Here is a 26,805-nt window from a genome sequence, read left to right on the forward strand (position 1 = left end):
CAGCGTCGGCGGCCCGGCCGCGCACGGGACCCCGGGCGACCGCAACGTCGACCTGCTCGTCGGCGTCCCGGTCGCGCTGACCGACGCGCTCGCCGACGTCGGGCGCCCGTGGGACGGGCCACACGACACGACCGCCGCCCGATGAGGTTCGGGGGAACGTAGCGCCCTCCCCGCGCGTCCGAGCATTGAACGGGACGACTTGCGGGTCACGGCACCGTGTGGGTTGATGACGACGACGGCAGTCGGGGGACGTGCTGCGGCCGGTCCGTACCTGGGGATGGTGGGCAACGGTGGGCGTCGGGAGAGTGGAGGAAGAGGCCCTCGCCAAGGGCCTTGGGCTGTTCCGCGTGGGCGGTTTGTTCCGCGGGCCGGCCACGCACCTGGTCACGGCCGACGCCGAGCGGTCCGGCACGCAGGCCCTGCAACGGACCCTCCGGACGAGCGCCGACGAGGCCGGCCACGGCCGGGCGCTCACCGGGCGCACCCTGACCCGTGACCCGATCGACGTGGCCACCGGTGAGGTGGTGCTCCGGCAGGTCGACGTGGAGCTCGACGGCGTCCTGCCGATGGTGATCGAGCGTACGCACCTGTCGTCGTACACGCACGGCCGGCTCTTCGGCGCCTCGTGGGCGTCCACCCTCGACCAGCACCTGGAGATCGACGACGAAGGGGTCTACCTCGCGGGCGAGGACGGCATGGTGCTGGCCTTCCGCGTGCCCTCACCGGGCGAGAGCGTCCCGCCGGAGAACGGCACGCTCAGGTTCCTCTCGCGGACCGCCGAGGGCCGCTACACCGTGACCGACCGGCGCACCGGGCGCACCTGGCACTTCGCCGCGTCCGATCCCGGCGTGCGGCGGCTGCCGCTCAGCGCCGTCACCGACCGCAACGGCAACCGCATCGACCTCGGCTACGACGAGGCGGGGACGCTGCACGAGCTGCGGCATTCCGGCGGCTACCGCATCGGGGTCGAGGTCGCCGACGGGCGAGTCAGGTCGCTGCGGCTGCGGACCGAAGGGCCGGACGGCGACATCCCCCTGGTCCGCTACGGCTACGACGAGATCGGGCGGCTGACCGGCGTGACCGACTCGTCCGGCGAATCCCTGCACCTGTCGTACGACGAGCAGGGGCGGCTGACCGGATGGCTCGACCGCAACGGCAACGCGTACCGCTATGAGTACGACGAGCAGGGCCGCGGCGTGCGCGGCATCGGTTCCGGCGGATTCCTGGACGCGACCCTGTCCTACGACGTGGCGCGGCGGATCACCAGAGTCACCGACTCCCTCGGCCACACGACCGTCTACCACCTGAACGACGCCGGCCAGGTGATCACCGAGGTCGACCCGCTCGGGCGCGAGACGCGGCGCGAGTGGGACCGCCACGACCGGCCGCTGGCCCACACCGACCCCCTCGGCAACACGACCCGCTACCACTGGGACTCGGCCGGGAACCTCGCCGCCGTGGCCCGGCCCGACGGCCACCGCGTCACCGCCGCCTACAACGACCTGGGTCTTCCCGTCGAGGTGGTCGAGGCCGGCGGCGCCGTCCGCCGGTACGACTACGACGGGCGCGGAAACCTGGTCGCCCTCACCGACCCGCTCGGCGCCGTCACCCGCTACACCTTCGACCGGCACGGCGCCGTCGCCTCGGTCGTCGACGCCCTCGGCACCACGATGCGCCTGCGCTCGAACGCCGCCGGGCTGCCCGTCGAGGTGACCGAGGCCGGCGGCGCGACACGAAGGTACGAACGCGACGCGTTCGGGCGGGTGGTGACCCTCACCGATCCGATGGGCGGCCGCACCCTCCTGCGCTGGACCGTCGAGGGACGCCTCACCGAACGGATGCTGCCGGGGGGCGGCGTCGAGCGCTGGACGTACGACGCCGAGGGCAACGAGGTCGAGTACGCCGACGCCGCCGGAAAGGTGACCCGCACCGAGTACACCAACTTCGACGCCCCGGTCGCGCGCACGACGCCGGAGGGCGGCCGGCTCGACTTCACCCTCGACACCGAGCTGCGCCTGGTCGCCGTGACCAACCCGACGGGCATGACCTGGCGGTACGAATACAACGCGGCCGGCGAGCTCGTCCGGGAGACCGACTTCAACGACCGGGCGCTCGCCTGCGCGCACGACGCCTGCGGCCGGCTCATCGAGCGGGTCAACGGCGCGGGCCAGGTCACCCGCTACACGCGGGACGTGCTCGGCAACGTCGTCAGGCAGCGGAGCGGCGACCAGGTCACCACGTTCACCCGGGATCTCGCCGGCCGGGTGCTCCGCGCGGTCAACGCCGACGCGGACCTGCGCTTCGACCGCGACGCGGCCGGGCGGATCACCGCCGAGACCTGCAACGGCCGCACGCTGTCCAGCGTGTACGACGTCCTCGGTCGGCGCATCGGCCGCCGTACGCCGTCCGGGGCCGTGTCCGGCTGGAGCTATGACCACGCGAGCCGGCCGACCGCGCTGCACGCCGGCGGTCAGGTGCTCCGGTTCGGCTACGACCAGGCGGGCCGGGAGATCCGCCGGCACATCGGCACCGGCGCCGTCCTCGACCAGCAGTGGGACGCCGACGACCGGCTCCTCGCCCAGACGCTCTGGGGAGCGCCGGTCGCGTCCTCCCGTACGGTGACGGGCCGCGGGCCGTCCGTGGGCGCGCCGGGAGAGGCGCGGCTGCTCCAGCACCGGGCCTACGCGTACCGGCCGGACGGCAACGTCACCGGGATCGCCGACCGCCTGTCGGGAGAGCGGCGGTTCGCGCTGGACCGGGCCGGCCGGGTCACCGCGGTCGCGCACGCCCAGGGCTGGACCGAGCGCTACGCCTACGACCGGGCGGGCAACATCACCCGGGCGGATCGGCCGGAGACGGGGACCACGATCCCGCCGAGCCTCGGCGACCGCGCCTACGACGGCACCCTGATCAGACGTGCGGGCGCCGTGGGGTACGAGCACGACGGTCAGGGCCGGCTCGTGAGGCGGAGCGTGCGGACCCTCTCGGGGAAGCGCCTCACCTGGCACTACGAGTGGAACGCCGACGATCGCCTGGTCGCCGTCACGACGCCGGCCGGGCACCGGTGGCGATACCGCTACGACCCCCTCGGACGGCGCATCGCCAAACAGCGGCTCGCCGACGGCGGCCACGCGCTCGCGGAGCAGGTCGACTTCACGTGGGACGGCGAGGTCCTCGCGGAGCAGGCGCACACCACCTGGCGGCACGACGGGCCCGTCCGGCGCGTCCTCACCTGGAACCATCGCCCCGGGTCGCATCGGCCGTTGACGCAGGTCGAACGCGCACCCCTCCGCGACGCGCCCCAGGAATGGGTCGATCGGGAGTTCCGGGCCATCGTCACGGATCTCACCGGCAGCGCCACCGAGATGGTCGACCTGGCCGGAAGCGTCACCTGGCGTCCCGTCACCGACCTCTGGGGAGCGCCCCTCGACGGGGCCGGGCGGGAGGACGCCTGCCCGCTGCGGTTCCCCGGGCAGTACCACGACCCCGAGACCGGCCTGAACTACAACTACTTCCGCTACTACGACCCCGACACGGCGCGGTATCAGGCCCCCGACCCGCTGGGCCTCGCGCCGCAGCCGAACCCGCACGCGTACACGCACAACCCCATCATCCGGATCGACCCGCTCGGGCTGTCCCCGTACAAGGTCGGCGACGTCGACTCGATGGTCGACAACATGAACGAGGACACCTGGTTCCACTACACGGATGAGGACGGGCTCAAGTCCATCATGGGGAACGGCGACGAGGCGAAATTCGTCGCCAACAGCCGGGGCAAGGTCTTCTTCACGCAGGACATGCTGTCGCCGTCGGAGGTCGAGACGAACATCTTCATCGGCAACCCGCTCTATGCCGGAAAGGGCGAGCACATGATAGCCTTCCAGCGGCCGGAGGGCGCGGTATTCGTCCCCGGAGAGCAGCCGAATGAAGTGATCCACTGGGGCTCCATCCGCATTCCGCGCAGCCAGATTCTGTACTCAGGAAAGAATCCGTTCTAAATGGTTCCGCTCGAATTCGCCGATGTCGCCGAGGCCGAGGCCCTGCTCCGAGGTGTCGTCGCCTTCAAGTTCTCCGACACGGAAGAATCCGACATGTATGCGGGCAGCCCGCCCTTTGCCGGAGCGGCCCGGAATTTGTTCGCCGGTATCGTGAAAGCGCACGAGGAAAGCGGAAACGCGGGCCGTGCCGAGTCATGGCGCCGCACCTATGACCTCACGCGGAACGACCCGGTCTTCGCCTTCGTCGCGCGCTATGCCGCGCGGCACCCCCGCTGGGAGACCCTGAGCGCCGCCGAGCGGCGCGACTGGCTGGAGACCGTCGCGTCCCCCTATCGCGTCGACGACGACGCGGCGATGCGCCTCATCGCCGCCGTCGACGACCGCCGGGCCGCCCCGCAACCCCCCGAGCGCCCCTGAGCCGCGCGTTCGAGACCGGACGTGCCGTCGTCACGCTCGGGATCCGCCCCAGTCCCCGGACGAGGACGCCGAGGACGAAGCCGTACGCCGCGACCAGTCCGTGCCCGTTCTCCTGCGCGAACCACAGCACCAGGCCGAACACCGGCACGGTGACGGCGAGCAGCCGCTCCTTGGAGGCGTGGCCGCCCAGGAGAAGAGCCCCGGCCAGAGTCGCGCCGAGGAAGTAGGTCGCTCCGGAGCTCCCGGCGAAGTCGCGCGGATCGGTGCTGCCCCCGGTCGCGCCGAACAGCGTGTCGAGGTGCTGCGGGAGGAGCATCCCGGCGGCGAACAGCACCAGCGTCAGCGGCCCGTTCCAGACCCGCTCGGCCAGGGCGGCGATGACGGCGAGGGTGACGATGTTCCATGCCGCCCCGACGACGCCTCCGTTCTGCATGAAGACCGAGGTGACCACGCGCCACCAGCCGGCCTTGCCCGGGTCGGAGTCCAGGGCCGCCATCGCTCCGTGCCAGCACAGCTGAGTCACCACCCCGGCCAGTGCCACCGCGGTCAGCCCGACCGCGGCCCAGGGGATGCGGCGCCACCCGATCGCGTCCCGCTCCACCATGACCTGCCCGGCCTTGAACATCAGCACCATCAGCGCCGCCGTGGTGAGGTCGAACAGCAGCCCACTCATCCCGGCCCCCTTTTTGAACAGCGTTTGAATCCGCTGGCGCCGACCCTAACGCCGGCGCACGGATTATTCAAACAGTGTTTGAAAGTGCGCTACGGTGATGTCGTGAAGCTGAGCACGGATCGGATCATCGACGCGGGCATGGCCACCTTCGCCGAGGTCGGCTACCAGGGGCTGTCCATGCGGCGCGTGGCCGAACGTCTCGACGTGCACGCCGGGAGCCTCTACTACCACGTACGCAACAAGGACGCCCTGCTGGCGCTGATGGCCGATCGGATCGCCCGGCAGGCGTACGACGCCGGCAGCGCGGCACTGGCGGCCCTGCCGGAGGGAGCGGACTGGCAGGCGCGGATCGAGGCACAGGCCGTCACGTTGCGCGAGAGCATCCGGCGGCACCCGGGCGGGCCCATCCTGCTCGCCGACGGCCCGAAAATGCTGAGCACCGGGGCCCTGTCCCTGATGGAACGGCTGCTGGTGACCCTACGTGACGCCGGCGTGCCCGCCGGGCATCGGATCATCGTCGCGGACACACTGCTCAGCCACATCACCGGATTCGTGCTGCAGGAACAAAGCGAGTCACCCACCCCCGCCGTCGGCCACCAGGACGTCGCCGACCTCCACGAACGCTTCCCGATGACCATCACCGAGGCCCCGGGCCACACCTCGGACGAGAAGTTCCTCCGGAGCGTGCGCCTGCTCTGCGCCGCCGCTCGGACAACGATCGAGCCCGGCGCCGCACACGACGGCCCGCCCGGTTGTCGGTCCCTCGTGTGATGCTGCGTCCATGGTGGTGGTGTTCGAGGGTGAGCTGTGGATCTGGGATGCCCGGCGCGCCGACACGTGGACCTTCGTCAGCCTGCCCGCCGAGGAGTCCGACGAGATCCGCGACCTGACCGCCGGAGCGCGTCGCGGCTTCGGCTCGCTGCGGGTGCGGGTCTCGGTCGGCGGCAGCACGTGGACGACCTCGATCTTCCCGGACGGCACGCGCGGCTACGTGCTGCCCATCAAGCGTGCCGTCCGCACGGCCGAGGCCCTCGACGTGGGCGACGTCGCGACCGTGACCGTCGAGCTCATCGACTTCTGAGCCCCGGCGATCAGCCGGGGCGCCGGGCCAGCCAGACCGTTCGGGTGGCCTGCACCGTGAGGTCGTCACGGTCGAGTAGGCCCGCCGTAATCGTGTCGAGGGCCGCGAGGTCGTCGGCGTCGAGGCGGCCTTCGAGCCGGTGCCGCGTGCGCTGGAAGGAGACCTGGGCGTAGCGGCCGGCGGCGGCAGGCAGCGGGGGTCGCAGGTCGATGTCGAAGCGACGCTCCGCTTCGACGGTGAAGCCGGCCCCGGCCAGACGGACGCCCCAGTCCTCGTTCATGTGCAGTCCCGCCTCGGCCCGGATCTCGGCGAGAACGGCATGGCAGCGTTCCTCCAGAGCCGCACCGGCCTCGTCCGGAAGGAAGCGCGGGAACGAGTCCAGTTCGGCGACCGCGAGCAGGCCGCCCGGGCGGAGCGTCGCGCGGACCTGCGCGAGCGCGTGGCCGGGGTCGGCCATGTGGTGCAGCGACGCGGACGCCCACACGAGGTCGGCGGGGCCGAGGGCCGGCCAGGACTCATCCAGGTCCGCCTGGACGGTACGGATCCGGTCGGCGACGCCGAGTTCGCGGGCCTTGTTCCGGAGGTGCTCGAGCATCGGCTCCGAGACGTCCACCGCGACCACCCGCGCGTCCGGCAGCCGCCGGGCCAGCGCCAGGGCGCCGGTGCCGGTGCCCGCGCCCAGGTCGACGACGAGCGGCCGGTCGGGCGTCAGAGAGCCGATCCAGTCGATCAGGTCGTGGTGGTACTCGTGCAGGACGTCGGCGTCGAGGTCGAGCAGTTCGGCGAAATGAGAGTGCGTCATGCCGTCGACCGTACCCACGGTTTGCGTCATAGGCATAGCATCTTGCGTATGACGCAAGACGGCGAGCTGGACGCCCTCGTACGGCAGCGGATCCGGGGGTTGCGGGTGGCGCGCGGCTGGTCGCTGGACGAACTGGCGACCCGCAGTTACCTGAGCCCGTCCACCCTGAGCCGGATCGAGACGGGCCATCGACGGATCGCCCTGGACCAGCTGACACCGATCGCCCGGGCGCTGGGCATCACGCTTGATCAGCTGGTGGAGTCGGACAACGACGACGACGTGGTGATCCGCCCGCACCGCGACGAGGCGCGCGGCATGACCACCTGGCTGCTGTCCCGCGAGGGCGCGCCGCACGGCGTGACGGTCGCGAAGCTGCGGGTGACCCGGCGGGTCCCCGCCGAGTTGCGGGTGCATCCGGGCCGGGACTGGTTCACCGTCCTGTCCGGCACCGTGGTGCTGCGGCTCGGCGAACGGACGATCCTGGTCCGCGCCGGCGAGGCGGCGGAGTTCTCCACGATGGTGCCGCACGCGTTCGGCGCGCAAGACGGCCCCGCCGAAGTCCTGTGCATCCTCGACCACGACGGCGAACGCACCCACCTGGGGCCGGCGGGGCACGCCGTATGAGGCCCTCCACACGGGTCCGTGCGACCAAGTGAAAGGCAGCCAGGCGTCGTCGCAGTCGTAGGGCGTTGTAGCGGACTGAGCGTTTCGGCGTGGCCTCGCGCAGCAGGTACAGCCGGTAGTCGCGGACCGCCCAGTCGCGGGCGATCGGGTTGGCCGGCGGGTCGCCGCAGAGCCGGCGACGTCCACTCCCGTCGGCGAGCCAGGCCAGGAACATTCGGACCCGGGAGACGTAAGTGCGGCGGGTGTCGGCCGCCAGCGGCACCTTCTCCAAATCCGCCGTGTACGTCTCCAGAAACTCGGCGAAGTCCTCCGGCAGCGGGGTGGGCCGCCCGCCCCGGCGACGCGGCGCCGACGGTTCGGCGGCCGTTGCCGGGACCGGGTTCGTGTTCTCGGAAGTGGAATCCTTGCCCTGTTGCAGCATCTGACGCTTCTGCGCTGCTCAGGACGTCATTACACTGCCGTCCATGATCGAATCGCGCCCGGCGGAGGACACCGATCCCCGCGGAGTGGGAGAGTCCGCTCGCGGCCTGGTGAGCGCCGAGGTTGGTGCTGATGGGCTGCTCGCAGACCTGCGCCTGAACCCGCGGGCGTTGCGGCTGGGCTCTGCGGCGCTGGCCGAGGACATCGTCTCCGCGGTGCGTGCCGCGCAGGAGGACCTGCGCGGGCAGATCGACGAATCCGCAGGGACCCAGGCGCTACCGGAAGGCCTGGACCCAAGCGTGTTGGTGCGGCGGCTGGATGAGTTGGAGGCCCAGGCCGGCCTTGGCTTTCTCCGATTCTCCACAGCGCTTGATGAGGCACTGCGGCGGCTGGACGACAGGTGAGGGCGGGGCAGGCGTTGGATGAGCAGACGACGACGATCGACGCGAACGGCCGGTATCACTCCGGAAGCCGCTTCCAGGCACTGGCGGGCGAACACGCGGGGTTTCTCGAGCGGTTGCGAACCCAGTGGGCAGAAGGGTCCCCGTTGCCTTATGAGGAGTTCGCCCTGCCCTACCTGGAGCTGAGGAATGCCCTGCTGGAGAATTGCGCGCGATTGGGGGTAAACCTGAGCGATGCCGGTAACGGCCAGGTCGTCATGGCCGGCCAGAATGTGGACGTCGAGCAGGTCAACACGGCGAACGTGGCGTGTGCTGGTCAGGTACGTGCATGAGCAGCGACCTGCTGAGCGATCCGTACGTCGCCACCGGTCTGACAATTCTCGGGGTCCCCCCACTGCCTGATCTCGATCTGCTCGACGAGCACATCGCTGCCGTCGACGCGGCGGCCGCCTACTACCGGGAACTCGCCACCGACAGCGGGTTCGCGTACCAGCTCGCCGCTGCCAACCAGGGACTGGCCGCGAACGCGGTGCACGCGAACTTGACCGGTTCCGGAGGCGCTCTGTCCGAAGCCGGCGATCTCGCCGAACGTTTCAGCCACACGGCGGACGGGCTGCGGATCACGCGAGCTCTTATCGACTGGGCCATGGGAGTCCTCGCCGTACTCGCCGTCGCCGCGGTCGCCGTCGTCGCCTTCTTCCCCGAGACGCTTGCGCAGCTCATCGCGATGGCCAGGCGGATCTCCGAGATGATCCGCGCCGGCATGAAAGACGTCAGCCGGCTGCTCCGCGCGCTGACCAAGCGGATCAACGCGCGGGTCAAGGGCAGACGGTACGTCAACGTGCACTCGCGGAAGATGACGGACGAGTTCGGGAAGGCCCCGCTGTACCGGAAGACCGCGATGGTGCGAGTGCGCGATGGGCGCGTGGGGGAGAGAGTCGACACGGTACTTGCCGACGGAACCCACGAGACGACCAACTACGTGACAGAGCCCGGCTCCAAGATCGTCACCAATCCGGGCGGTGAGAGCCAGATCCTCGGCCAGGAAAGGTTCGCGGAGCGTTACGACGATTCCGGCGACGGGACTGCCAGGCCCAAGGGCATGGTGCGCGCGTTCGACAACCCCACCGGCAAGCACATCACGATCGCTCCCCCGTGGGGCGGTTCACAGGAAGGTGGCGTCGGCTCGAAGTTCGCAATGGCGGTCGACCCGGCCGCCCCAGAGACCATGACCACGGACCGCTACATCATCGGCGGCAAAGAATTCAGTGAGACCTACGAACCGCTGGCCCCGAATGAGCCACCCGCCGGGTGAGGGCCGTCAGCCCGCGCCATGGTCGCATCGACCCGAGTGGAGGGCCTATGCGACGAGTCGACTCACCTAGGCCCGCGAGACGATGGGTCTCGCGGACGGACCTGCACGTTCGCCTCGGCCCGCCGCGCTAGCATCCGTCCGTGATCACCCAACTTGTCGACCAGATCCTGGCCGGCGACGACGACGCGGCCTTCGAACTCGAGGACCTGGTCGAGGACGATCCGGCGATGCTGCGGGGGCTGCGCCCCCACCTCGCGCGCCTGATCGACGCGGAGGTGTACATCCCGATAAACCTGTTCGGCGAGGCGGACGAGGACTTCCAGCGTGAGGCCGTACGGCGGATCGAGTCGGGTGACCCCTCCGAACAGGGCCTCGTGGCGATCCTCACTGCCACCCGCGGCCCGATCGTGGAGGCCGCGTTCCGCCGCTGGCTGGAGCGCCCTCCGTACGACCTGAGCCGGGCCGGCCTCGCTCGGTTCCTGCACCAGTACGGCTGGGACTTCGACGATCACGGACGCCGACGGGAGATCTGCGCGGACGTCGCCTACCGCCTGGTGCCCGAGCCCTCACCTGCCGGCCGCGTACGCGCCGAGGAGAGATGCCCGTGGTGCACCGCCGTGCTGTTGACCGTGCTCGACGGTGACACCACCGATCCGCGATTCGCCGCCGCCCTCGCCCACACCGGCTGGCGGGGACGGCTGCGGATCGTCACCTGCCTGTGCTGCTCCACGTACGCCACCGTCTTCACGCGGGTGGGCCCGGACGGCGACGCGGCCTGGTCCGAGCACACCACCCGGCCCGCCTACCTGAAAGAACGGAATCTGGTACCCGAGGATCCGCCCGCCGTACGCCTCGCGCTCGGCGAGGAACGGCACGGCGGGTTCGAGGGAGGCGACAGCGAAGGCCGGTCCACGCTCGGCGGACGTCCCGGCTGGGTCCAGGACCCCGACCATCCGGACTGTCCCGCCTGCGGAAGCCTGATGAACTACGTCGGAGCCGTGGCGGTCGGCGCCGACATCCTCGGCTCGGGCGACCACGGAGCCTTCTTCCTGTTCCTGCACGCGCCGTGCGGGCTCGCCGCCGTGGTCAGCCAGTTCGACTGAACTCCCAGGTCACGGCGCGCCGATGGCGGAATCTACTTCCGCGGCGTAGAGCAGGCCGGGGTCGAAGTTCATGCCGGTGAAGTGGCCGGCGACCTCGAGACTGACGACGCCGTGCAGCCGGGTCCAGAGCCTGAGCGCGCGGCGCAGGGCGGGTGGCGGGGCGGGGTGGTCGGCCGCCCACCGGCGGTGAGCGGCCAGGTGGTCTTCGAGGTCCGCGGCCGTCTCGGGGACGGGCCCGGTCGCCGCGTCGATCTCGGCGAAGGCGTCGAGCAGGATCGTCATGAGAGCGGCGGCGATCGTGGTCGCTTCGGGCGGGCCGGCATACCCGGGCACCGGCGTGCCGTAGATGAGCAGGTAGCGATGCGGAGCGTCCAGCGCCCACCGACGCAGGGCGGATGCCATCGCGGCCAGCCTCACCTCGGGCGCGTCGTCAGGTTTCACGGCGGCCCGACACGTATCGAGTAGGTCGCGGTAGGCGTCCAGGACGAGTTCGGTGATCAGCTCGTCCCTGCTGCGGAAGTAGCGGTAGAGAGCCGGGCCGCTGATGCCCATCTGTTTGGCGATGGCGTTGAGGGACAGCGCCGACGCGCCGGTGGTGGCGACCTGCGTCCAGGCATGCGCCTTGATCTCGTCGCGCACCTGCTCGCGGTATCGCGCCCGCGGGCTCTTGACGGCATCGCCCATGTCCGTACCCCTCGCTTGACGTCACCTTAGTGAGCACATAATACTCTCGTTATACCTTCTAACTAACACAAGAAGTACTAACGACAGGAGTGGCGGACATGACGACAGAGCAGCGCACCGAGATCGTGCTTCCGGGCGTGGTGGCCCCCGACGGCCTGCGGGTGCGCACGTCACCGGCCCCCGTACCCGCCGCCGGGCAGGTGGTGATCCGCATGGAGGCGACAGGCGTGTCCTTCGCCGAGCAGCAGATGCGCCGGGGCCGGTACTACGACCAGCCGCCGTTTCCGTTCGTGCCCGGCTATGACCTGGTCGGAATCGTCGAGGCCGTCGGAGCGGACGCGGACTCCGCCCTCATCGGGCAGCGCGTCGCGGCGCTGACCAAGGTGGGCGGCTGGGCCAGCCACGTGGTCGTCGAAGCCGCCGACGTGGTGCCGGTGCCCGCCAGCCTGGACCCGGCCGAGGCGGAGACCGTCGTGGTCAACGGCATCACCGCCTGGCAGATGCTGCATCGCAAGGCCCGGATCAAGTCCGGCCAGACGATCCTGGTCCACGGCGCCAACGGCGGCGTGGGCTCCACCCTCGCGCAACTGGCCCGCCTCGCCGGGGTGCGGGTGATCGGCACCGCCTCCGCGCGCAACCACGACCGACTGCGCGACCTCGGCGTCGCCCCGATCGACTACCGCGCCGACGTGCCTGCCGCCGTACGCGAGATCGCCCCCGGCGGTGTCGACGCGGTCTTCGACCACCTCGGCGGCGACAGCGTGCGCGCCTCATGGCGGCTGCTCGCCCCGGGCGGCACCCTGGTCGCCTACGGGAGCGCCACCACCCTCGACGACACCGGCTCCGGACAGCTGCCGGTATTCAAGATCCTGGGCCGGGTCTGGGCCTGGAACGCGCTGCCCAACGGACGGCGCGCCTACTTCTACAACATCTGGGCCGGCCGTGGTCTGGCCAAGCGGAGGTTCCGTGACCGGCTGCGGCACGACCTCACCCAGGTCCTGCGGGCGATGGCCGACGGGCACATCACCGCCCAGGTCGCAGACCGGTTCCCTCTCGCCCAGGCCGCCGACGCCCTGCGCCTGGCCGAGTCCAAGACCGTCACCGGCAAGGTCATCCTCACTCCCTGACCGCCGGCGCTTCCCGGTATGACCGCCCGACGTGCTCCGGGAAGTACCCTTGGCCCGTGTTCTCGCCTCAAGGCCCGTCTCTGCGCGAACTGGCGACGCAGGCGCTATCGTCGGTCGAGCGCGGCTATGACCTGCTCGCTCCGAAGTTCGACCACACGCCCTTTCGCACCCCCGACGGCATCCTCGACGCGACCGCCGACGCGCTGCGACCGCTCGGTCCGTTCGGCCCGGGACTGGACGTGTGCTGCGGCACCGGTGCGGGCGCGCGGGTCCTCGAATCCCTGTGCCAAGGGCGGATCACGGGCGTCGACTTCAGCGCCGGCATGCTCGCGCGGGCGCGCGGTGCGCACCCGGACGCCGCGTGGGTACGGGCCGACGTCCGGGCGCTGCCCTTCACCGAGGCCTTCGACCTGGCGGTCAGCTTCGGGGCGCTCGGGCACTTTCTGCCCGCCGAACGGCCCGCGCTGTTCGCCGGGGTGTACCGCGCGCTGCGGCCCGGCGGGCTCTTCGCCCTCCCGATCAGTTCGCCGCAGCCCGTCACCTCGGGCCTGTACTGGGCGCTGCTCGGATTCGACCTGGCCATGCGGGCCCGCAACGCCGTGTGGCGGCCCCCGTTCGTCATGTACTACCGCACGTGCGGGCTACGGGCGGTCGGCGACGACCTGACGGCGTCCGGGTTCACCGTGACGATGGTCCCCTTGACGGCTCTTGGCCGACGCGCGGACGGCAGCCCGCGGTGCGGCCTGGTCCTCGCGCGCAAAGCGCCGGACGCACCGATGAGTTGAGGGCGCGACGACGGTCCGTACCTGCGAGCAGTCCAACGACTCGAAGGAGGACCTGTCATGGCGAAGTTCGTGACCATCGGGTACGGCGACCGGGAAGGCTACGACCGCACCGACGCGGCGGTCCGCGACCAGGCGCACGCGCATGACGCTCGCCTGCGCGCGGCCGGAGTCGATATGGGAATCGCCGGCTCGCCCGTACAGGTGCGCAACCACGACGGTGCCGGCACGAGCGTGGAGAGCGGATCGTTCATGTCGTCGGCCCTCCCGGTCGCCGGGTTCGCGATCATCGAAGCGGCGACGCTGGAGGAGGCCGCCCGACTCGTGTCAAAGACCCCCTGCGCGGTCACCCATGGCGTTGTCGAGGTCTGGCCGTTGCGGGAGACGCCACAGGCCGACCCGGCCACCGGAAAATAGGTTGGGCGGGATGGCGTTCGATTGGTAGCGTGCGCACAGCCGTGACATCACGCGAGGAGGTGAGACCCATGAACGCTGTATCGATGTGGGTGCTCCCCTCGTCGTCACGGGTCGGGCGATTGACGTAGGGGTCGCCGGGAGCGCCTCGGCAAAAGGCACTCCCGAAAGGCAACAACCTATGCACGAAATCGTGATCACGCGGGTCGCGGAGCGCGAATGGCATGCGGTGGAGGGCGACCGGGTGGTCGGCCGTGGTGACACTTCACGCAGACCCGACGGGCGCGTATTCGTCAGTATCGACTCGTGGCACGACGCGGTCTTCGACCAACTCGCCGATGCGATGCTGGCGGACCTTCCAAGGCCGCTGTACACGGTGGTCGACGAGGCCGACCTCGACCTGACGTCCTGCTGGGAGCGGGCCGGTTTCGCGACCCGGCGCCGCGAATGGGAATACCTCCTTCCCACCGACCCGCGAGTCACGGAACTCGGCTCGGCGCCCTGCCCGGAGGGCGTGACGATCGTGCCCGTGGGCGCGGCGCGGGAGGTCCCATTGCGCGAGGTGTACGAGGCGATTCGCGCCGAAGTCGACGCGACCGTCGGCTGGGCGTCGATGCCGGCCGAGGTCCTGGCCCGGCCGGACGGGACTCCGCCGCTGGACCCGCTGAAGTGCGCGGTGGCGGCGCAGGCCGATCGATACGTGGGACTGCTCCGGGTCGCGGGACGGGTGACCCGGCAGCCGCGGATCGGGCTGCTCGCGGTCCGATCCGACCGGCGCCGCCGCGGCGTCGCCCGGGCGCTGCTGGCTCACGTGCTGGGCTCGCTGCACCGCTCCGGGGTCGAGACGGCATCGGCCGAAGTGAACGAGTCCAACGACGCGGCCCTGGCGCTGGCCGAGAGCATCGGCGCCCGGCGCACGAGCAGCAACCTGGAATTGGTGGTCCGCTGAATAATGGCCAGAACGGTAAAGGGCATCGAAGTCGAAGGCACCGTCATCGAGTGTCTCCGCAATGCCAACTTCACGGTGGAGCTGGAGAACGGGCACAAGGTGCTCGCGCACATCAGCGGGAAGATACGCAGGAACCACATCAGGATCCTGCCGTATGACCGGGTGCTCGTGGAGCTCAGCCCGTACGACCTGACCCGCGGCCGGATCCTCTTCCGGTACCGGAACTAGCGGCGGGCGACCGACCGGAGCTGAACCGTAGAACGGCCCGGCTGAAACCACGTTTCAGCCGGGCCTTACGACGGGTTCCTCTTACGGGGTCGCGCTGAGCGTCGGCAGCAGCACGTCGACCAACTGTGCCGACGAGGCGAGATCGGCGGCCGCCGCGGAACCGCGTCGCTGGAGGGCACGCTGGTGGGCCGCGCCGACCAGAAGCAGGGCGGTGGCGTCCAGGTCGAGCGACCGAGGCAGACGGCCGCTGCCGCGCTGCTCGGCGAGGTAGCCGCGGACACCCTCGATGGCCCGGTGCGGCCCGACGTCGAGTCGGCTGCTTCGTTCGGCGAACGCCTTACGCAACTCGCCGTCCGATTCGATGGCCGCCGCGATCGGCAGGGCGCGCCGGAAGAACCGCTCCAAGGCGTCCAGTAGCGCGATGAGGTCGTCGCGAAGTTCGCCGGTGCCCGCCGTGCGGTAGAGCTCTTCCAGCACCTGCTTCACCGGCGGCAGATGGGTCTGCACGACCGCCAGGAGGAGACCGAGCCGGTCCCCGAAGTGGTAGTAGATGCTCGACTCGGCCACACCGGCCCGGCGCGCCACCTCCTTCGTCGACAGCCGGGCGACGCCCGCGTCGGCGAGGATCGACTCGGTGGCCGAGAGGATCGCCTCGCGTACCCCGGTGGCCGGACGGCCTCGCCGGGGCGCGCCGGGCGACTTGTCGGCTACGGCCATGACCGGACTCGCTCCCTCACGTCTGGCATCTTGCCTTATCGCCCGCCCACGCATACTTTCCTGAGTATCAGCTCAGTAATTATTCTGGTGCAAAGGAGATGCCGTCGATGTCCACGCCCGTCCAGCGCCGCCCTTCCCGTACGCAGCGGTCCGGCGATGCCCTCGTCCGCGCCCTGCTGCGATCACCCCTGCACCGCCTTCTCAGCGGCCGGTTGTTGATCATTACGGTGACCGGCCGCAAGACCGGCCGCAGGTACACACTGCCCGTCGGCTACGTGGAGCATGACGGCGCACTGCTCATCGGTACGGCCGGAACCTGGCGACGCAATCTCCGCCCCGGCGAGCCGGTCGACATCCGCTTTCGGGGACATGACCGCCAAGCCGAGGCCGACGTGGTGACGGACGAGGAGGAGGCCGCCGACCTGTACCGGGTGATTCTGCGCGGCAATCCGGTGCATGGCCGTTTTGCCGGCATCGGCGTCGAGCCTGACGGCAGCCCCGACCGCGCCGACCTACGCCGAGCACTCGCGGCCGGCACCGCGGTCGTACGGCTACGCCCGTCAGCCCGGCACCATCCACCCAGGTCGGCGCGGTCCGCGGATTCATGATCCGGCCAGAGGATGCCTATTCGGCTCCCCCAAGAGTTCGCGCTTCGCCCATGGGCATCTATTTGCGACGGCAAGATCGCCGAGTGTAGCGTTGTCGGCTTCGATGCGTGACCCGGTGATCACCGTGGATCTCCACCCCCGCACGAGACATCGGGCGTCCACCATGCTGCTGCTCGAAAGCACCTGGTCAGGAGTGCAAATGACCTCGCCCGACTCCAGTCCTGCGCCGTCGCCGGACGGCTCGGCCGCCGACGGGCCCCCTTCGCTGCACGGGCCGGAGTTCGCCGCCGATCCCGAAGGCGTCTACCGCCTGCTCCGGGCGCACGGCCCCATCGCGCCGGTCGAACTGTCCCCCGGCGTGCCCGGGATGCTCGTCACCGACTACGACGTCGCGCTCGAAATCCTGCGCGACCAGGTGAAGTTCCCCCGCGACGCCCGCCGGTGGCAGCAGGGGATCCCGCCCGAGTGCCCGGTCCTGCCGATCATGGCGTACCGGCCGACGTGCAACCTCACCGACGACCCCCTCCGCTCGCGGCTGCGCGAGGCCGTGACCGACACCTTGGACCAGGTCGATCTGAACGCGCTGCGCACCTTCGTCGAGCGCAGCGCGGACCATCTCATCGATCAGATGGGTCCGCTGGGCGAGGCGGACCTGCGCACCGAGTACGCCCTGGTGCTCCCGCTGCTGGTGTTCAACGAACTGTGCGGCTGCCCGGCCGAGCTCGGCGAGCGCATGGTCGCGGCCGTACGGGAGGTCCTGAAGTGGGAGAACTCCGAAGAAGCGAACATGACCCTCGGCCTGGCGGTCCTGGAGCTCATGGCGCTCAAGCGCGAGAACCCGGGCCAGGACATGACGACGTGGCTGATGGACCATCCGGCCCGGCTCACGGACGAGGAGGTCGCGCACCAGATCGTGATGCTCGTCGGCGCGGGCAGCGAACTCGTGCAGAACCTGATCGTCAACACGTTGCGGCTGCTGTTGTCCGACGAGCGGTTCGGCGGTGAGCTGTCCGGCGGAAGCCTGTCCGTCGAGGACGCCCTGGACGAGGTCCTGTGGACGGACCCGCCGCTCGCGAACTTCGGAGTCAGCTATCCGGTCGAGCCGCTCGACTTCCACGGCGTGCGGCTGCCGGCCGACCAGCCGGTCGTCATCAGCTTCGCGGCGGCCAACAACGATCCGGCGACCCGGGCCGAGGACCGGGCGGGCAACCGCGCCCACCTGTCGTGGGGCGTCGGGCCGCATGCCTGCCCGGCTCAGGGGCAGGCGCGCATCATCGCCACGATCGCCATCGAGAAGCTCCTCGACGGGCTGCCGGACATGCGGTTGGCCACCCCCGTCGAGGAGCTCACCTGGCGCCCCGGCTTCATCCAGCGCGCCCTGTCCTCGCTGCCCGTACGCTTCCCGCCCCTTCCCGCGCAGGCTCCGCCCGCCGGGCCGGACGCGGTGGCCGAACCGAGGAGCGACGAACCGGAGACACCGGCCGACGAGGCACCGGCGCCCGAGGCACCGGCCCGCTGGTGGCGCCGCCTGGCGAACTGGTGGGGCGGGGACGCGGACTGACCGATCGCCGGTGAGAACCGGGTCGTGCCACCTCAGCCAGGCCAGGGGCCGAACGGACTCGGGCCGAAGGACAGTCCCAGTTCGAACGGGTGGATCCGCCAGGTGCTGATCGCGTAGCTCGCCAGGTGACCGGCCGCCGCGATCGTGTCCGTACGCGCCGGGCCGCGCAACACCTGCGAGGTGGCGTCGGCGTCCGACCGCTGGTCGCGCCAGATCGGCGCGCCGGTGGGAATCGGGCCGGTCTCGACGTGCGAGTACCAGGCGTCATCCGGTGCGAGCGCGGCCATCATCAACACGTACGGGGTGAACGGGATCTGCCAGCCGCCGGTCTCCACGGCAAGGAACTCACCCCGGCGCGCGGCGGCCAACGCGATGGCGCCGATCCACTGGAACAACGCGATGAAATCGTCCCGCCCGGCCGCCATTCGCGCGACGTCGGGCGCCACGGGCTCCAGTTGCACCGTGACCCCGCCGGCCTGGCCGTCCGCGGTGCGGTATCGGTCCGGCAGGAACAGCACGGAGTTCTCGGCGTTGAACAGGCCGGCCTCGCGGAACCGCCGGGGTGCCACCTCGGACCGAGCCAGAACTCCGTGACCGAGCCGGTCACGCAGCGGCGGTGACCCGATCACCCGCCAGTAGGACACGGGACCCGCGTCTTGCCACATCGCGATATGGCCGCCCAAGGGCAGGCCGACGAGAACGGTGCTCATGACATCGCCGATGGCACCGGGAACGGGCGGCATGCTCACATGGCCCACCTTAGGGCCTTAGGGACGCACACCCCGAAAGGTGATGCGGGGCGGACGCCCGGGACATTTCTCACCGCCGCCGCCTGCACCACGCGATCAACCATGTACGAAGCGTGCGTTTAATCACGATTTGATAGCTTTGCCCACATTCATCCCCTACACTCCACAGAACTCGGTGGTCCCGTGTCTCCCACCCGGAACATGGCCGCCGGCCGAATCTCTGCAGATCAGGGAACCGGGGACCCACGTTTTCGGGGTGAATCCGCAGCGTCCGCGCTCGGTAGGGCATCTCCCGCCCGAACCCGGCAGCTAACCCGGTAGGCGTGAGGAGAGGAGTTCGTACGTGCCGACTTCATATTCGCGGCGCACCCATTTCGGCCGCCGGGGAGGCATTACCGCCTTGCTGGTGAGCGCCGCCCTCCTGCTTCCCGCGAGTGGCGCAAGCGCCGCCGGGTCGTCGGCGGCCACCGCGAGAAAGAAACTGGACAAGCTCAACAGTCAGGTGGACAAACTCGCCAACCAGTACGACAAGGCCGAGACCGAGCTGACCGCGGCGAAGAAACATCTTGCCGCGATCAATAAACAGCTGAAAACGGAACAACCTCAATATCAGAGCCTGCGCGTCCGGGTGGCGCAGATGGCCGTCGCCGCATATAAGAACGGCACCCTCGACGACACCGCGCTCGCCGCCTCCAAAGACCCCGACGCGGCGCTGCAGGACATGTCGACCTTCGCCGAGCTTTCGCGCAATCAGAGCCAGGCGGTGACCGCACTCCTGGCATCCGCCCAACGCCTCCAGCGGGATCGGGAAGAAGCCCGGTCGACACTGCGGACCATCACCACGTCCGCGGCCGCGTTGAAGAAGAAGAAAACCGTGGTCGAGAAGGCGATCGCCGAGCAGAAGGCGCTGTTGGCGAAGGCCGGCAGCTCCAGTGGAGGCACGAACAGCGGTTCGAGCGGCGGCCCCACCGGCTCCGTGTCCGGTCAGGCCGGCAAGGCCGTGAGCTATGCCAAGGCCCAGCTCGGCAAGCCCTACGTCTTCGGCGGTACCGGCCCGAGCGGCTATGACTGTTCCGGGCTCACGATGATGGCCTGGCGCGCCGCCGGCGTCAGCCTTCCCCGCGTCGTCCCCGACCAGTACAACGCCATCCGCCATGTCGCCAAGTCCGACCTGCGCCCCGGTGACCTGGTCTTCTTCGACAGCCTCGGCCATGAGGGCATTTACGTCGGCGGCGGCAGGTTCATCCACGCCCCGCACACCGGCACCGACGTGCAGTACGCCAGCATGTCCAACTCCTACTGGGTCTCACACTTCGTCGGCGCCGGCCGTCCGTAGCGACGAGCCCGAGCCACCGGGGCCGGGGAAGAGCGCCTGGGCCAGTCGACGGTAGCCCGGCATCGGGTCATGGCCCGGCTCCACCAGCACCTGCACGCCGACGTGATCGGCACCGGCCTCCAGGTGGGCGGCGAGACGGGTGGCGATGGTCTCCGGAGTACCGTGGACGACGAGGGCGTCGATGAGCGCGTCGCTGCCCCGGTCGGCGATGTCGCCCGAGCCGAAGCCGTGGCGGAGCAGGTTGTTGACGTAGTTGCGCAGGCCCAGGTACGGGTCGGCGACGTAGTCACGGCCGATGGCGCGGGCGTGGCCGGCGTCGGCGCCGACGACGACCTTGTGCTCGGGCGCGAGGAGGGCGCCGGGGCCGAGGAGGTCGCGGGCGTGACGAGTATGGCCGGGGACGACGAGGTAGGGGTGGGCACCCGCCGCCCGGTCCCGGGCCAGTCGCAGAGAGCGGTCACCCAGCGCGGCGAGGACGCGCCGGTCGGCGGGGACGGCGGCGTCGAGTTCGTCCAGGTAGGACACCATCGTCTCGTACGGTGAGTGAAATCGCGTGATCGATTCCGGATGGCCGATGCCGACACCGAGCAGAAACCGGTCGGGGTGCCTCGCGTCGATGCGCTCGTAGGACTCCGCGATCGACGCCGCGTCGTTGGTCCACATGTTGACGATCGCGGTGGCCACGACGATCTCACTGGTGGCGTCGAGTGCGCGCTCGACGAGTGCGAGGTCGGGCAGCGCCCGCCTCCCCAGCCCCAGCCACGCGGTCCCGAAGCCGAGCGCCTCCGCCTCGGCCACGAAGCGCACGCGAGTGTCATCGTCATAGGACGGGTTGAACCATGCCCCGAAGGTGCCGAGCCGTAGCGCCATGGCGCTAGGCCTCGATGGCCAGGTGGGCGATGCGCCCGTCGCGGAGGGTGAACCGGAAGTGCAGGTCGACGACCCCACCGGGGAAGTCGCCTTCGAGGTGGTTGATGGCGGTGTAGTGCTCGTCGTCGATCTTCTCGGCGTCGACGAGTTCGATGGTGTACGTGTACTCGGCGGATGATCGGTCCAGCCAGCGGTGGATCTCGGCGGACCCCTGGTAGGTCCTTCCGTCGTCGACCACCGTCGCGTCGCCGGCGAAGGAGGCGATGGCCGCGTCCGCGTCGCGGTCGCGGTGCGCCGTGAGGTAGTCCGCGATCGTTCGGGGGAGCCGGTCCAGGTCGATCGCCTGGGTGTCGTCTGTCATGGGGCCACCGTGCGGCCTCTCCTCGGGAGAGGGTCAAGTCCGGCCGGGGCGGGTTGACCCTCTCCCGAGGAGAGGGTGCACAGTGCTGTCATGCGACCCGGTCTCACCATCGGCGAGTTCGCGCAGATCACTCACCTGAGCGTCCGTACGCTGCGTCGATACCACGAGCGGGGCCTGCTCGAACCGGCCCTCGTCGATCCGGACAGCGGGTACCGGTACTACACCGGTGAACAGATCCCCGCCGCGCAGGTCATCCACCGGCTGCGCGAGCTGGACATGCCCCTGCGTGAGGTACGCGAGGTGCTGACCACGCCGGACCCGGATGTCCGCGCGTCCCTGGTCGCCGCGCATCTGGGCCGGCTGGAGTCCGAGCTGGACCGGACCAGAACGGCCGTGACCTCGCTCCGGCGGCTGCTGCGGCCGGAGCCCGAGCGGCTCGACGTCGAACTGCGGTCGGTGCCGTCGATGACGGTGGCCGCCGTCGGGGAGGTCGTCGACCAGGTCCGGGTCCTGGGCTGGTACGACTCGGCCATGGCCGAACTCGGCGCCGCGCTCGCCGGACGGCGGCCGACCGGACCGCCGGGAGGCAGGTACGCGGGCGAACTCTTCGCCGAGGGCCGCGGCGACGTGATGGTCTATCGTCCGGTCGCGGACCCGCCCGCCGTGGGCCGGGTGCGGCCGGTCGTCCTGCCGGCCGTCGAACTCGCGGTCACCGTGCATCACGGGCCCCATGACGACATCGACGTGACGTACGGACGGCTCGGTGGCTACGTGACCGACCACGCCCTCGTCGTCGACGGCCCGGTGCATGAGACCTACCTGGTGGGGCCGTACGACGACCCCGACCCGGACTCCTGGCGCACGGAGATCGGCTGGCCGATCTTCCGCGTCGCACCGGGCTGACCCATCACGCGGTGCCGGTTCAGGCCGCCCGCGCGTGCGATCGAGCCATTGGATCGACTGCGATCCAGGCAAAAATGGCTGGGCGGGGTGTTGCTCGGGCTGTTACCGTACGGAAGGCCGTGACAGGACGCGAGGAGGTGAGACCCATGAACGCTGTAACGACGTGGGTGCTCCCCGCTTCGTCGCGGTCGGGCGATTGACGTAGGGGTCGCCGGGAGCGCCGCAGCAAGGCACTCCCGAAAGGCAAGACCCATGGATTCTGTACGTTTCACTGCGGAGACATCGTCGGACGGTGTCCTCGAACGCGACTTCACGGTGGCCGGAGTCCCCGGCGTGCTCTGGTCGCCCGCATCCGGCTCGAAGAGCGCGCCCCTGATCCTCATGGGGCACACCGGCGGCCTGCACAAGAGAACACCGGGGATCATGGCCCGGGCCCGCCACCACGTGACGGGCTACGGGTTCACCGTGGCCGCCATCGACGCCCCCGGACACGGCGATCGCCCGCGTACGGCACAGGACGACCAGGCCCGTGACGCCCTTCTGCGGGCGCGGGCGGCGGGCGAGCCGATCGGCCCGATCGTCGCCGAGTACAACGCCGCGCTGGCCGAACGTGCCGTGCCGGAGTGGCAGACGGCCCTGGACGCCCTCCAGGCACTGCCCGAGATCGGCACCGAGGCCCCGATCGGCTACAGCGGCATCACGCTCGGCACCGCGATCGGCCTGCACCTGGCGGCGGTCGAACCCCGGATCACCGCCGCGACCTTCGGCGGGGTCCTGGTGTACGAGGCCCTGATCGAGGCGGCGAGGCAGGTCACCATCCCGATCCTGTTCCTGCTCCCCTGGGACGACGAGGAGATCGACCGCCGGTCCGATCTGGCGTTGTTCGACGCCTTCGCCGCGAAGGAGAAGACGCTGCACGCCAACCCGGGCAGGCACAACCAGACACCCCGGTTCGAGGTCGACGACGAGGCGCGTTTCTACGCCCGTCACCTCGGGGCTCACGTGTCCAGCAGTTCCGGGTGAAAGATCTCCTCGACCGCCCAGCGCCGTGTCGAAAGGCCCTGCTCATAGTGGTAACGCAGGTACGTGTCGATGGCGGCGTGGTTGGCCGATATGCCGTACGCGAACCAGTCCTCGGGAAACAGCTCGCGGTTCTTCTCGACGAGAGCGTTGGTCCAGGGCACCATGCTCTGCACCTCATAGAGCCGGCGGCCCTGGCGATAGCGGTCGGCGGCGATGTCCTTCGACCGTAGAAAGGCCTCGTAGACGCGGGTCGCGAGCCCCGGATGGGCGTCGAGCAGCTCACGCGGCGCAGCGATGGTGTGCATCATCGGAAAGATGCCCGTACGACGGTGATAGTCGCGCTCACGCTGCTCGTAATCCGGAAACAGGCGCACGATCTCCGGTGCACCGTCCAGCACGGCCTGCGGCACGTTGGCGGTGAACAGGGCGTCGATCTCGCCTGCCCGCAACATCCGGCCCAAGGACTCACCTGCCGGCACATCGCCGATGTCGATGCCGGCCGGACGCAGCTGGGAGACGAAGTCGAACGGCGCGTCCGGCCGGTCCAGGCCGCCGATCAGCCAACGGTTCCTCTCGGGGCGGAACCCGTACTCGTCCATGAGGATGCCCTTGGCCCACACGCCGGAGTCCTGGCCGTACACCCCGAACTCGCCGATGGTCCTGCCGACCAGGTCCTGCGGCCCGGTGATGCCGCTGTGGCGGTTGACGAAGACGCACGAGTGCCGGAAGACCCGGTTCGGGAAGGCCGGGATCGCGACGTACGGTGCGCCCTCGTCGAGAGAGCGCAGGTAGAAGGTCATGCCGAACTCGGCCACGTCGTAGCGATGGTCACGCGCCAGGCCCGTGAAGATCTCCGGCAGCGTGCCCGCCGAGGCGAACGTCGCATCCGCGCCGTCGACGGTGACGTCGCCGTCGAACAGGGCCCGGGTGGTGTCGTAGCGGAACACCCCGATCGTCAGGTCGAGAACGCTCATCGCCGCCCCTCTCGTCACGCGGCCCGCCGGGAGTGGCGGTCCGGCCTGCCATCGATCGTCGACCGGCGCCGGAGCGGCGTCCAAGTCCGGTTTTCTCGGCCCGATACCCCCCGGGTATCGGCAAGTAGAGTCGCCCCATGGAACTCCGCTCGCTGCGGTACTTCGTCGCCGTGGCCGAGGAACGCCACGTGGGCCGCGCCGCGAAGCGGCTGCACATGACCCAGCCTCCGCTGAGCAGGGCCATCCGACGGCTCGAAGACGAACTCGGCGGTGCGCTGTTCGAGCGCACTCCACGCGGGGTCGACCTGACCCACGCCGGTGCGGTGATGCTGCGGGAGGCACGGGCCCTCCTCGATCACGCCGACCGGCTGTGCGGACGCGTCGCCGCCGCGACGGGCCCGGCGACCCTGGTCGTCGGCACTCTCGCCGACACCGTTGAGCACCTCGGCACGTCCCTGGTGAGGAGCTTCCGCGAGGCGCATCCGAACGTCACCATCGCGATCCACGAGGCCGACCTCGGCGACCCAAGTGCGGGACTGCGCGCCGATCTCGTCGACGTCGCCCTGACCCGGACACCGTTCGAGACGTCCGGCCTGGCACTCCGCACGCTGCGGACCGAGCCCGTCGGCGCCGTGTTGCCCGCCGACGACCCGCTGGCCGTACGCGACAGACTGACCACGACGGAACTCGCCGGACGTCGGCGGGTCCGGCTGCCGGACGGCACCGACGAGCGGTGGCGCGCCTACTGGACCGTGCCCGGTGTTCCCCCCGATCGCGGCACTCCGCCGATGCGCACCATCCAGGAGTGCCTCCAGGCCGTGCTCTGGAACGGTACGGCCGCGCTGGCCCCGCTCGACCAGCAACTACCCGCGAACCTCGTCGTCGTCCCGGTCGTCGACCGGGCCCCGAGTGAGCTCGTCGTGGCCTGGCGCCGTGACCGCGCCGACCCGCTCATCCGGTCCTTCGTCGGCACCGCCGCCGCGGCCTGCGACGGCCACGCGAGCGACCGGCGGAGCTGACGGGCCGGCTATCGCCGTGCCGTCATCGCGGAGCGGATCCGGCGGCCCGGAGCTGAACGTCGGCGACCAGGTTCGCCGCGTACGGCCCGGCCGCGTAGCGGGCCGCCTCCACGGTGTCCGTGACCGCGGCGACCGGGTCCGGGTTGGTCGCGCGGTGCAGGGCGAGCCAGACCCACCGGTGTTCGCCGCCGTCCAGTTGAGACCGGCGGGCGCGCAGGTGAGCCTCCGAGGTCAGGGTGCGAGCGGCGACGGTGGCGACGATGTCGGGGTCTTCGCCGAGCCCGGCGTAGCGGGCGGCCTCCGCGGCGGCCCACCAGGCCAGGTCCCGCAGTCGTGGTTCGGGCAGCCCGATCAGCGCTTCGGTGGCGAGGTCGGGCGGGTCGCCGGGCCGCTCCCGGCGCGGGTACAGGGTGGGCAGGTCCGGCACGATCCGGAAACCGATGTCGGCCTCCTCGATCCGGGCCAGGTCCTCGGCGGTGATGCCGTGGCCGGTGAACCGCTGCACCGCGACCAGGCCCATCAGCCACTTGCCTCGGTGGTGGTCGGCGAAGTCCAGGCCCGCGAGCGCCGGCGCGACCTGGGGTGGCGCGTCGAGGTCGGCGAACGGTTCCACCGACAGCAGCACCTCGCCGTGCTCGGCGAACGACAGCCGGGTCACCGCGTTGACGTTCCAGAACATGGCGGCGGCCCGCCCACCGGCGGACGCCCGGGCCAGCACGGGCGCGTTCGAGCCCTGCCAGCCGTTGTACTCGACGGCGAACACGGCGCCACCGACGTCGAGCACCGCGACCCACGGATCGATCGACTGCCGGCTCATCAGGTCCTCTTCGATGTCCCGTATCGACTCCGGCCGGGCCGGGTCCGCGCCGAAGGCGCGCAGAACGTCCGCGATGTCCGCCCCGGTCACCACCGTGACCGTCGCGGCCTCCGCGAGCGAGCTGCGGCGCAGCCACCGGTAGGCGGCCTCGGGCCGTTCGGGCCGCGCCGGCTCCGGCTCGCCGCGCAGCCGGTGGCCGAGCCGGTCGGTGCGTGCGTACACGACCTCGGGCGCGGCGGGCGCCTGCCACACCATCAGCTCGTAGTACTCGGTGTCGCGTTCGTCGGTCTCGTCCCGACCGCGGGCGTGGACCCGCAGCCGGTAGTCGCCCGGCCAGGGTGGGGTGACCTTGCGCAGGTGCGGCTCGACCGGGCGGGCCCCGACCACCGAGGCGCCGCCGACGGCCGCCCGCCAGCTGACCTCGACGATCTCCTCCCAGCCGGTCGCGACGTCCGGCGGTGGTCCGTCCAGCACGCGCAACAGGATCCGGGCATGCCCGGTCTCGACGCCGGTACGGATCACCGCACCGCCCGGAACGACCACGACCAGCCCGTTGCCGCCGAAGTCGGCCTCCGGGATCTCGGTACCCTCCAGCAATGCGAACCGGTGCCCCGACACCGGCGCGGATCCGCTGGAGTTACGGGGCAGGAGGTAGTCCTCCCGCGCCCGGGCGAGCAGCGCGGCGGCGTAGCCGGCGGGCATCGGAGCCTCGCGTAGCAGGAGCACCGCGGCACCGATCGCGACGCCGAGCACCGCCGGTGGTTCGATCGCCCAGGGCCGGACGCCCACCCGGTGCGCCACCGGGGCGGCGGTGACCACCGCTAGCGCGAGCCGTGCCGCGCCGTGCGC

29 protein-coding genes and 1 riboswitch are annotated in these 26,805 nt (G+C 70.6%); of the genes, 20 read left to right on the forward strand and 9 right to left on the reverse strand.

Going from position 1 to position 26,805, the window contains the following annotated elements; genetic code table 11:
• Window positions 1–290: 290 nt before the first annotated feature.
• Window positions 291–3,998, forward strand: coding sequence for a DUF6531 domain-containing protein (locus tag ACFFNX_RS10080; RefSeq protein WP_378198398.1), 3,708 nt, complete (start codon window positions 291–293; stop codon window positions 3,996–3,998).
• Window positions 3,999–4,415 carry a hypothetical protein gene (locus tag ACFFNX_RS10085; RefSeq protein ID WP_378198401.1) on the forward strand — a complete coding sequence of 139 codons (417 nt, stop codon included), beginning with the start codon at window positions 3,999–4,001 and terminating at the stop codon, window positions 4,413–4,415.
• Here the strand turns inward: ACFFNX_RS10085 and ACFFNX_RS10090 are convergent.
• The gene (locus ACFFNX_RS10090) at window positions 4,360–5,088 is read right to left on the reverse strand and encodes a hypothetical protein (RefSeq protein ID WP_378198404.1); all 729 of its coding nucleotides are present in this window, start codon (window positions 5,086–5,088) and stop codon (window positions 4,360–4,362) included. The two genes, ACFFNX_RS10085 and ACFFNX_RS10090, sit on opposite strands and share 56 nt — an antisense overlap.
• 102 nt (window positions 5,089–5,190) lie before the next feature.
• Here ACFFNX_RS10090 and ACFFNX_RS10095 point away from each other — a divergent pair, with 102 nt between their 5' ends.
• Both ACFFNX_RS10095 and ACFFNX_RS10100 read left to right on the forward strand, forming a co-directional pair.
• On the forward strand, window positions 5,191–5,859 hold the full coding sequence (locus tag ACFFNX_RS10095) for a TetR/AcrR family transcriptional regulator (RefSeq protein ID WP_378198407.1): 669 nt from the start codon (window positions 5,191–5,193) through the stop codon (window positions 5,857–5,859).
• A 10-nt stretch (window positions 5,860–5,869) separates the two neighbouring features.
• A complete protein-coding gene (locus ACFFNX_RS10100) occupies window positions 5,870–6,169 on the forward strand; it encodes a DUF1905 domain-containing protein (protein ID WP_378198410.1) in 300 nt (99 codons plus the stop codon).
• Window positions 6,170–6,179: 10 nt separating this feature from the next.
• Here the strand turns inward: ACFFNX_RS10100 and ACFFNX_RS10105 are convergent, their stop codons facing one another.
• Window positions 6,180–6,971, reverse strand: coding sequence for a class I SAM-dependent methyltransferase (locus tag ACFFNX_RS10105; RefSeq protein WP_378198413.1), 792 nt, complete (start codon window positions 6,969–6,971; stop codon window positions 6,180–6,182).
• 48 nt (window positions 6,972–7,019) lie between these two features.
• Between ACFFNX_RS10105 and ACFFNX_RS10110 the strand changes: the two genes are divergently transcribed.
• The 5 genes from ACFFNX_RS10110 to ACFFNX_RS10130 all read left to right on the forward strand — a co-directional run bounded on the left by ACFFNX_RS10110 (window position 7,020) and on the right by ACFFNX_RS10130 (window position 10,834).
• Window positions 7,020–7,595 carry a helix-turn-helix domain-containing protein gene (locus tag ACFFNX_RS10110; RefSeq protein WP_378198416.1) on the forward strand — a complete coding sequence of 192 codons (576 nt, stop codon included), beginning with the start codon at window positions 7,020–7,022 and terminating at the stop codon, window positions 7,593–7,595.
• 464 nt (window positions 7,596–8,059) lie between these two features.
• On the forward strand, window positions 8,060–8,419 hold the full coding sequence (locus ACFFNX_RS10115) for a YbaB/EbfC family nucleoid-associated protein (protein WP_378198420.1): 360 nt from the start codon (window positions 8,060–8,062) through the stop codon (window positions 8,417–8,419).
• A gap of 14 nt (window positions 8,420–8,433) precedes the next feature.
• Window positions 8,434–8,748 carry a hypothetical protein gene (locus ACFFNX_RS10120; protein ID WP_378198423.1) on the forward strand — a complete coding sequence of 105 codons (315 nt, stop codon included), beginning with the start codon at window positions 8,434–8,436 and terminating at the stop codon, window positions 8,746–8,748.
• Window positions 8,745–9,731 (forward strand): hypothetical protein, encoded by a 987-nt coding sequence (locus tag ACFFNX_RS10125; protein ID WP_378198426.1) that lies wholly within the window; start codon window positions 8,745–8,747, stop codon window positions 9,729–9,731. Before ACFFNX_RS10120 ends, ACFFNX_RS10125 begins: the two co-directional genes overlap by 4 nt.
• 140 nt (window positions 9,732–9,871) lie before the next feature.
• Window positions 9,872–10,834: a hypothetical protein gene (locus ACFFNX_RS10130; protein ID WP_378198429.1), complete on the forward strand. Its 963-nt coding sequence runs from the start codon at window positions 9,872–9,874 to the stop codon at window positions 10,832–10,834.
• A gap of 9 nt (window positions 10,835–10,843) precedes the next feature.
• On the opposite strand, the gene ACFFNX_RS10135 is transcribed toward ACFFNX_RS10130, so the two are convergent.
• Window positions 10,844–11,518: a TetR/AcrR family transcriptional regulator gene (locus ACFFNX_RS10135; RefSeq protein WP_378198432.1), complete on the reverse strand. Its 675-nt coding sequence runs from the start codon at window positions 11,516–11,518 to the stop codon at window positions 10,844–10,846.
• Window positions 11,519–11,616: 98 nt separating this feature from the next.
• On the opposite strand from ACFFNX_RS10135, the gene ACFFNX_RS10140 reads away from it, so the two are divergent.
• The 5 genes from ACFFNX_RS10140 (at window position 11,617) to infA (ending at window position 15,018) form a co-directional block, all read left to right on the forward strand.
• Window positions 11,617–12,645 (forward strand): medium chain dehydrogenase/reductase family protein, encoded by a 1,029-nt coding sequence (locus tag ACFFNX_RS10140; protein ID WP_378198435.1) that lies wholly within the window; start codon window positions 11,617–11,619, stop codon window positions 12,643–12,645.
• Between the two features lie 56 nt (window positions 12,646–12,701).
• Window positions 12,702–13,430 carry a class I SAM-dependent methyltransferase gene (locus tag ACFFNX_RS10145; RefSeq protein WP_378198438.1) on the forward strand — a complete coding sequence of 243 codons (729 nt, stop codon included), beginning with the start codon at window positions 12,702–12,704 and terminating at the stop codon, window positions 13,428–13,430.
• 57 nt (window positions 13,431–13,487) lie between these two features.
• Window positions 13,488–13,844: a YciI family protein gene (locus ACFFNX_RS10150; RefSeq protein ID WP_378198441.1), complete on the forward strand. Its 357-nt coding sequence runs from the start codon at window positions 13,488–13,490 to the stop codon at window positions 13,842–13,844.
• A gap of 190 nt (window positions 13,845–14,034) precedes the next feature.
• Entirely contained in the window at window positions 14,035–14,790 is a 756-nt protein-coding gene (locus ACFFNX_RS10155) for a GNAT family N-acetyltransferase (protein ID WP_378198445.1), read from the forward strand.
• Between the two features lie 3 nt (window positions 14,791–14,793).
• Window positions 14,794–15,018: a translation initiation factor IF-1 gene (gene infA / locus ACFFNX_RS10160; RefSeq protein ID WP_378198448.1), complete on the forward strand. Its 225-nt coding sequence runs from the start codon at window positions 14,794–14,796 to the stop codon at window positions 15,016–15,018.
• Between the two features lie 81 nt (window positions 15,019–15,099).
• Here the strand turns inward: infA and ACFFNX_RS10165 are convergent, their stop codons facing one another.
• Window positions 15,100–15,735, reverse strand: coding sequence for a TetR/AcrR family transcriptional regulator (locus tag ACFFNX_RS10165; RefSeq protein WP_378198451.1), 636 nt, complete (start codon window positions 15,733–15,735; stop codon window positions 15,100–15,102).
• A gap of 107 nt (window positions 15,736–15,842) precedes the next feature.
• Between ACFFNX_RS10165 and ACFFNX_RS10170 the strand changes: the two genes are divergently transcribed.
• On the forward strand, window positions 15,843–16,343 hold the full coding sequence (locus ACFFNX_RS10170) for a nitroreductase family deazaflavin-dependent oxidoreductase (RefSeq protein ID WP_378198454.1): 501 nt from the start codon (window positions 15,843–15,845) through the stop codon (window positions 16,341–16,343).
• A gap of 199 nt (window positions 16,344–16,542) precedes the next feature.
• Window positions 16,543–17,904 carry a cytochrome P450 family protein gene (locus tag ACFFNX_RS10175; RefSeq protein ID WP_378198457.1) on the forward strand — a complete coding sequence of 454 codons (1,362 nt, stop codon included), beginning with the start codon at window positions 16,543–16,545 and terminating at the stop codon, window positions 17,902–17,904.
• A 32-nt stretch (window positions 17,905–17,936) separates the two neighbouring features.
• Here ACFFNX_RS10175 and ACFFNX_RS10180 read toward each other — a convergent pair whose 3' ends face one another.
• Window positions 17,937–18,653, reverse strand: a complete 717-nt coding sequence (locus ACFFNX_RS10180; RefSeq protein ID WP_378198460.1) for a hypothetical protein — start codon at window positions 18,651–18,653, stop codon at window positions 17,937–17,939.
• Window positions 18,654–18,853: 200 nt separating this feature from the next.
• A riboswitch (cyclic di-AMP (ydaO/yuaA leader) is annotated at window positions 18,854–18,991 on the forward strand.
• A 5-nt stretch (window positions 18,992–18,996) separates the two neighbouring features.
• On the opposite strand from ACFFNX_RS10180, the gene ACFFNX_RS10185 reads away from it, so the two are divergent.
• Complete coding sequence (locus tag ACFFNX_RS10185) at window positions 18,997–19,989, forward strand: C40 family peptidase (protein WP_378198463.1); 993 nt, start codon at window positions 18,997–18,999, stop codon at window positions 19,987–19,989.
• Here the strand turns inward: ACFFNX_RS10185 and ACFFNX_RS10190 are convergent.
• Window positions 19,960–20,859, reverse strand: a complete 900-nt coding sequence (locus tag ACFFNX_RS10190; protein ID WP_378198466.1) for an LLM class F420-dependent oxidoreductase — start codon at window positions 20,857–20,859, stop codon at window positions 19,960–19,962. The genes ACFFNX_RS10185 and ACFFNX_RS10190 overlap by 30 nt on opposite strands.
• 4 nt (window positions 20,860–20,863) lie before the next feature.
• Window positions 20,864–21,220, reverse strand: a complete 357-nt coding sequence (locus ACFFNX_RS10195) for a nuclear transport factor 2 family protein (protein WP_378198469.1) — start codon at window positions 21,218–21,220, stop codon at window positions 20,864–20,866.
• Window positions 21,221–21,310: 90 nt separating this feature from the next.
• On the opposite strand from ACFFNX_RS10195, the gene ACFFNX_RS10200 reads away from it, so the two are divergent.
• Entirely contained in the window at window positions 21,311–22,123 is an 813-nt protein-coding gene (locus ACFFNX_RS10200) for a MerR family transcriptional regulator (RefSeq protein ID WP_378198472.1), read from the forward strand.
• A 252-nt stretch (window positions 22,124–22,375) separates the two neighbouring features.
• Window positions 22,376–23,146, forward strand: coding sequence for a dienelactone hydrolase family protein (locus ACFFNX_RS10205; protein WP_378198475.1), 771 nt, complete (start codon window positions 22,376–22,378; stop codon window positions 23,144–23,146).
• On the opposite strand, the gene ACFFNX_RS10210 is transcribed toward ACFFNX_RS10205, so the two are convergent.
• The gene (locus ACFFNX_RS10210; protein WP_378198478.1) at window positions 23,122–24,120 is read right to left on the reverse strand and encodes a substrate-binding domain-containing protein; all 999 of its coding nucleotides are present in this window, start codon (window positions 24,118–24,120) and stop codon (window positions 23,122–23,124) included. The two genes, ACFFNX_RS10205 and ACFFNX_RS10210, sit on opposite strands and share 25 nt — an antisense overlap.
• A gap of 137 nt (window positions 24,121–24,257) precedes the next feature.
• Between ACFFNX_RS10210 and ACFFNX_RS10215 the strand changes: the two genes are divergently transcribed.
• Window positions 24,258–25,139 (forward strand): LysR family transcriptional regulator, encoded by an 882-nt coding sequence (locus tag ACFFNX_RS10215; RefSeq protein ID WP_378198481.1) that lies wholly within the window; start codon window positions 24,258–24,260, stop codon window positions 25,137–25,139.
• A gap of 22 nt (window positions 25,140–25,161) precedes the next feature.
• On the opposite strand, the gene ACFFNX_RS10220 is transcribed toward ACFFNX_RS10215, so the two are convergent.
• On the reverse strand, window positions 25,162–26,805 hold a 1,644-nt coding region (locus ACFFNX_RS10220; RefSeq protein WP_378198485.1), incomplete at its 5' end, for a DUF6461 domain-containing protein.

The organism is Actinoallomurus acaciae, from assembly GCF_042429965.1.
GTDB classification, from domain to species: domain Bacteria; phylum Actinomycetota; class Actinomycetes; order Streptosporangiales; family Streptosporangiaceae; genus Actinoallomurus; species Actinoallomurus acaciae.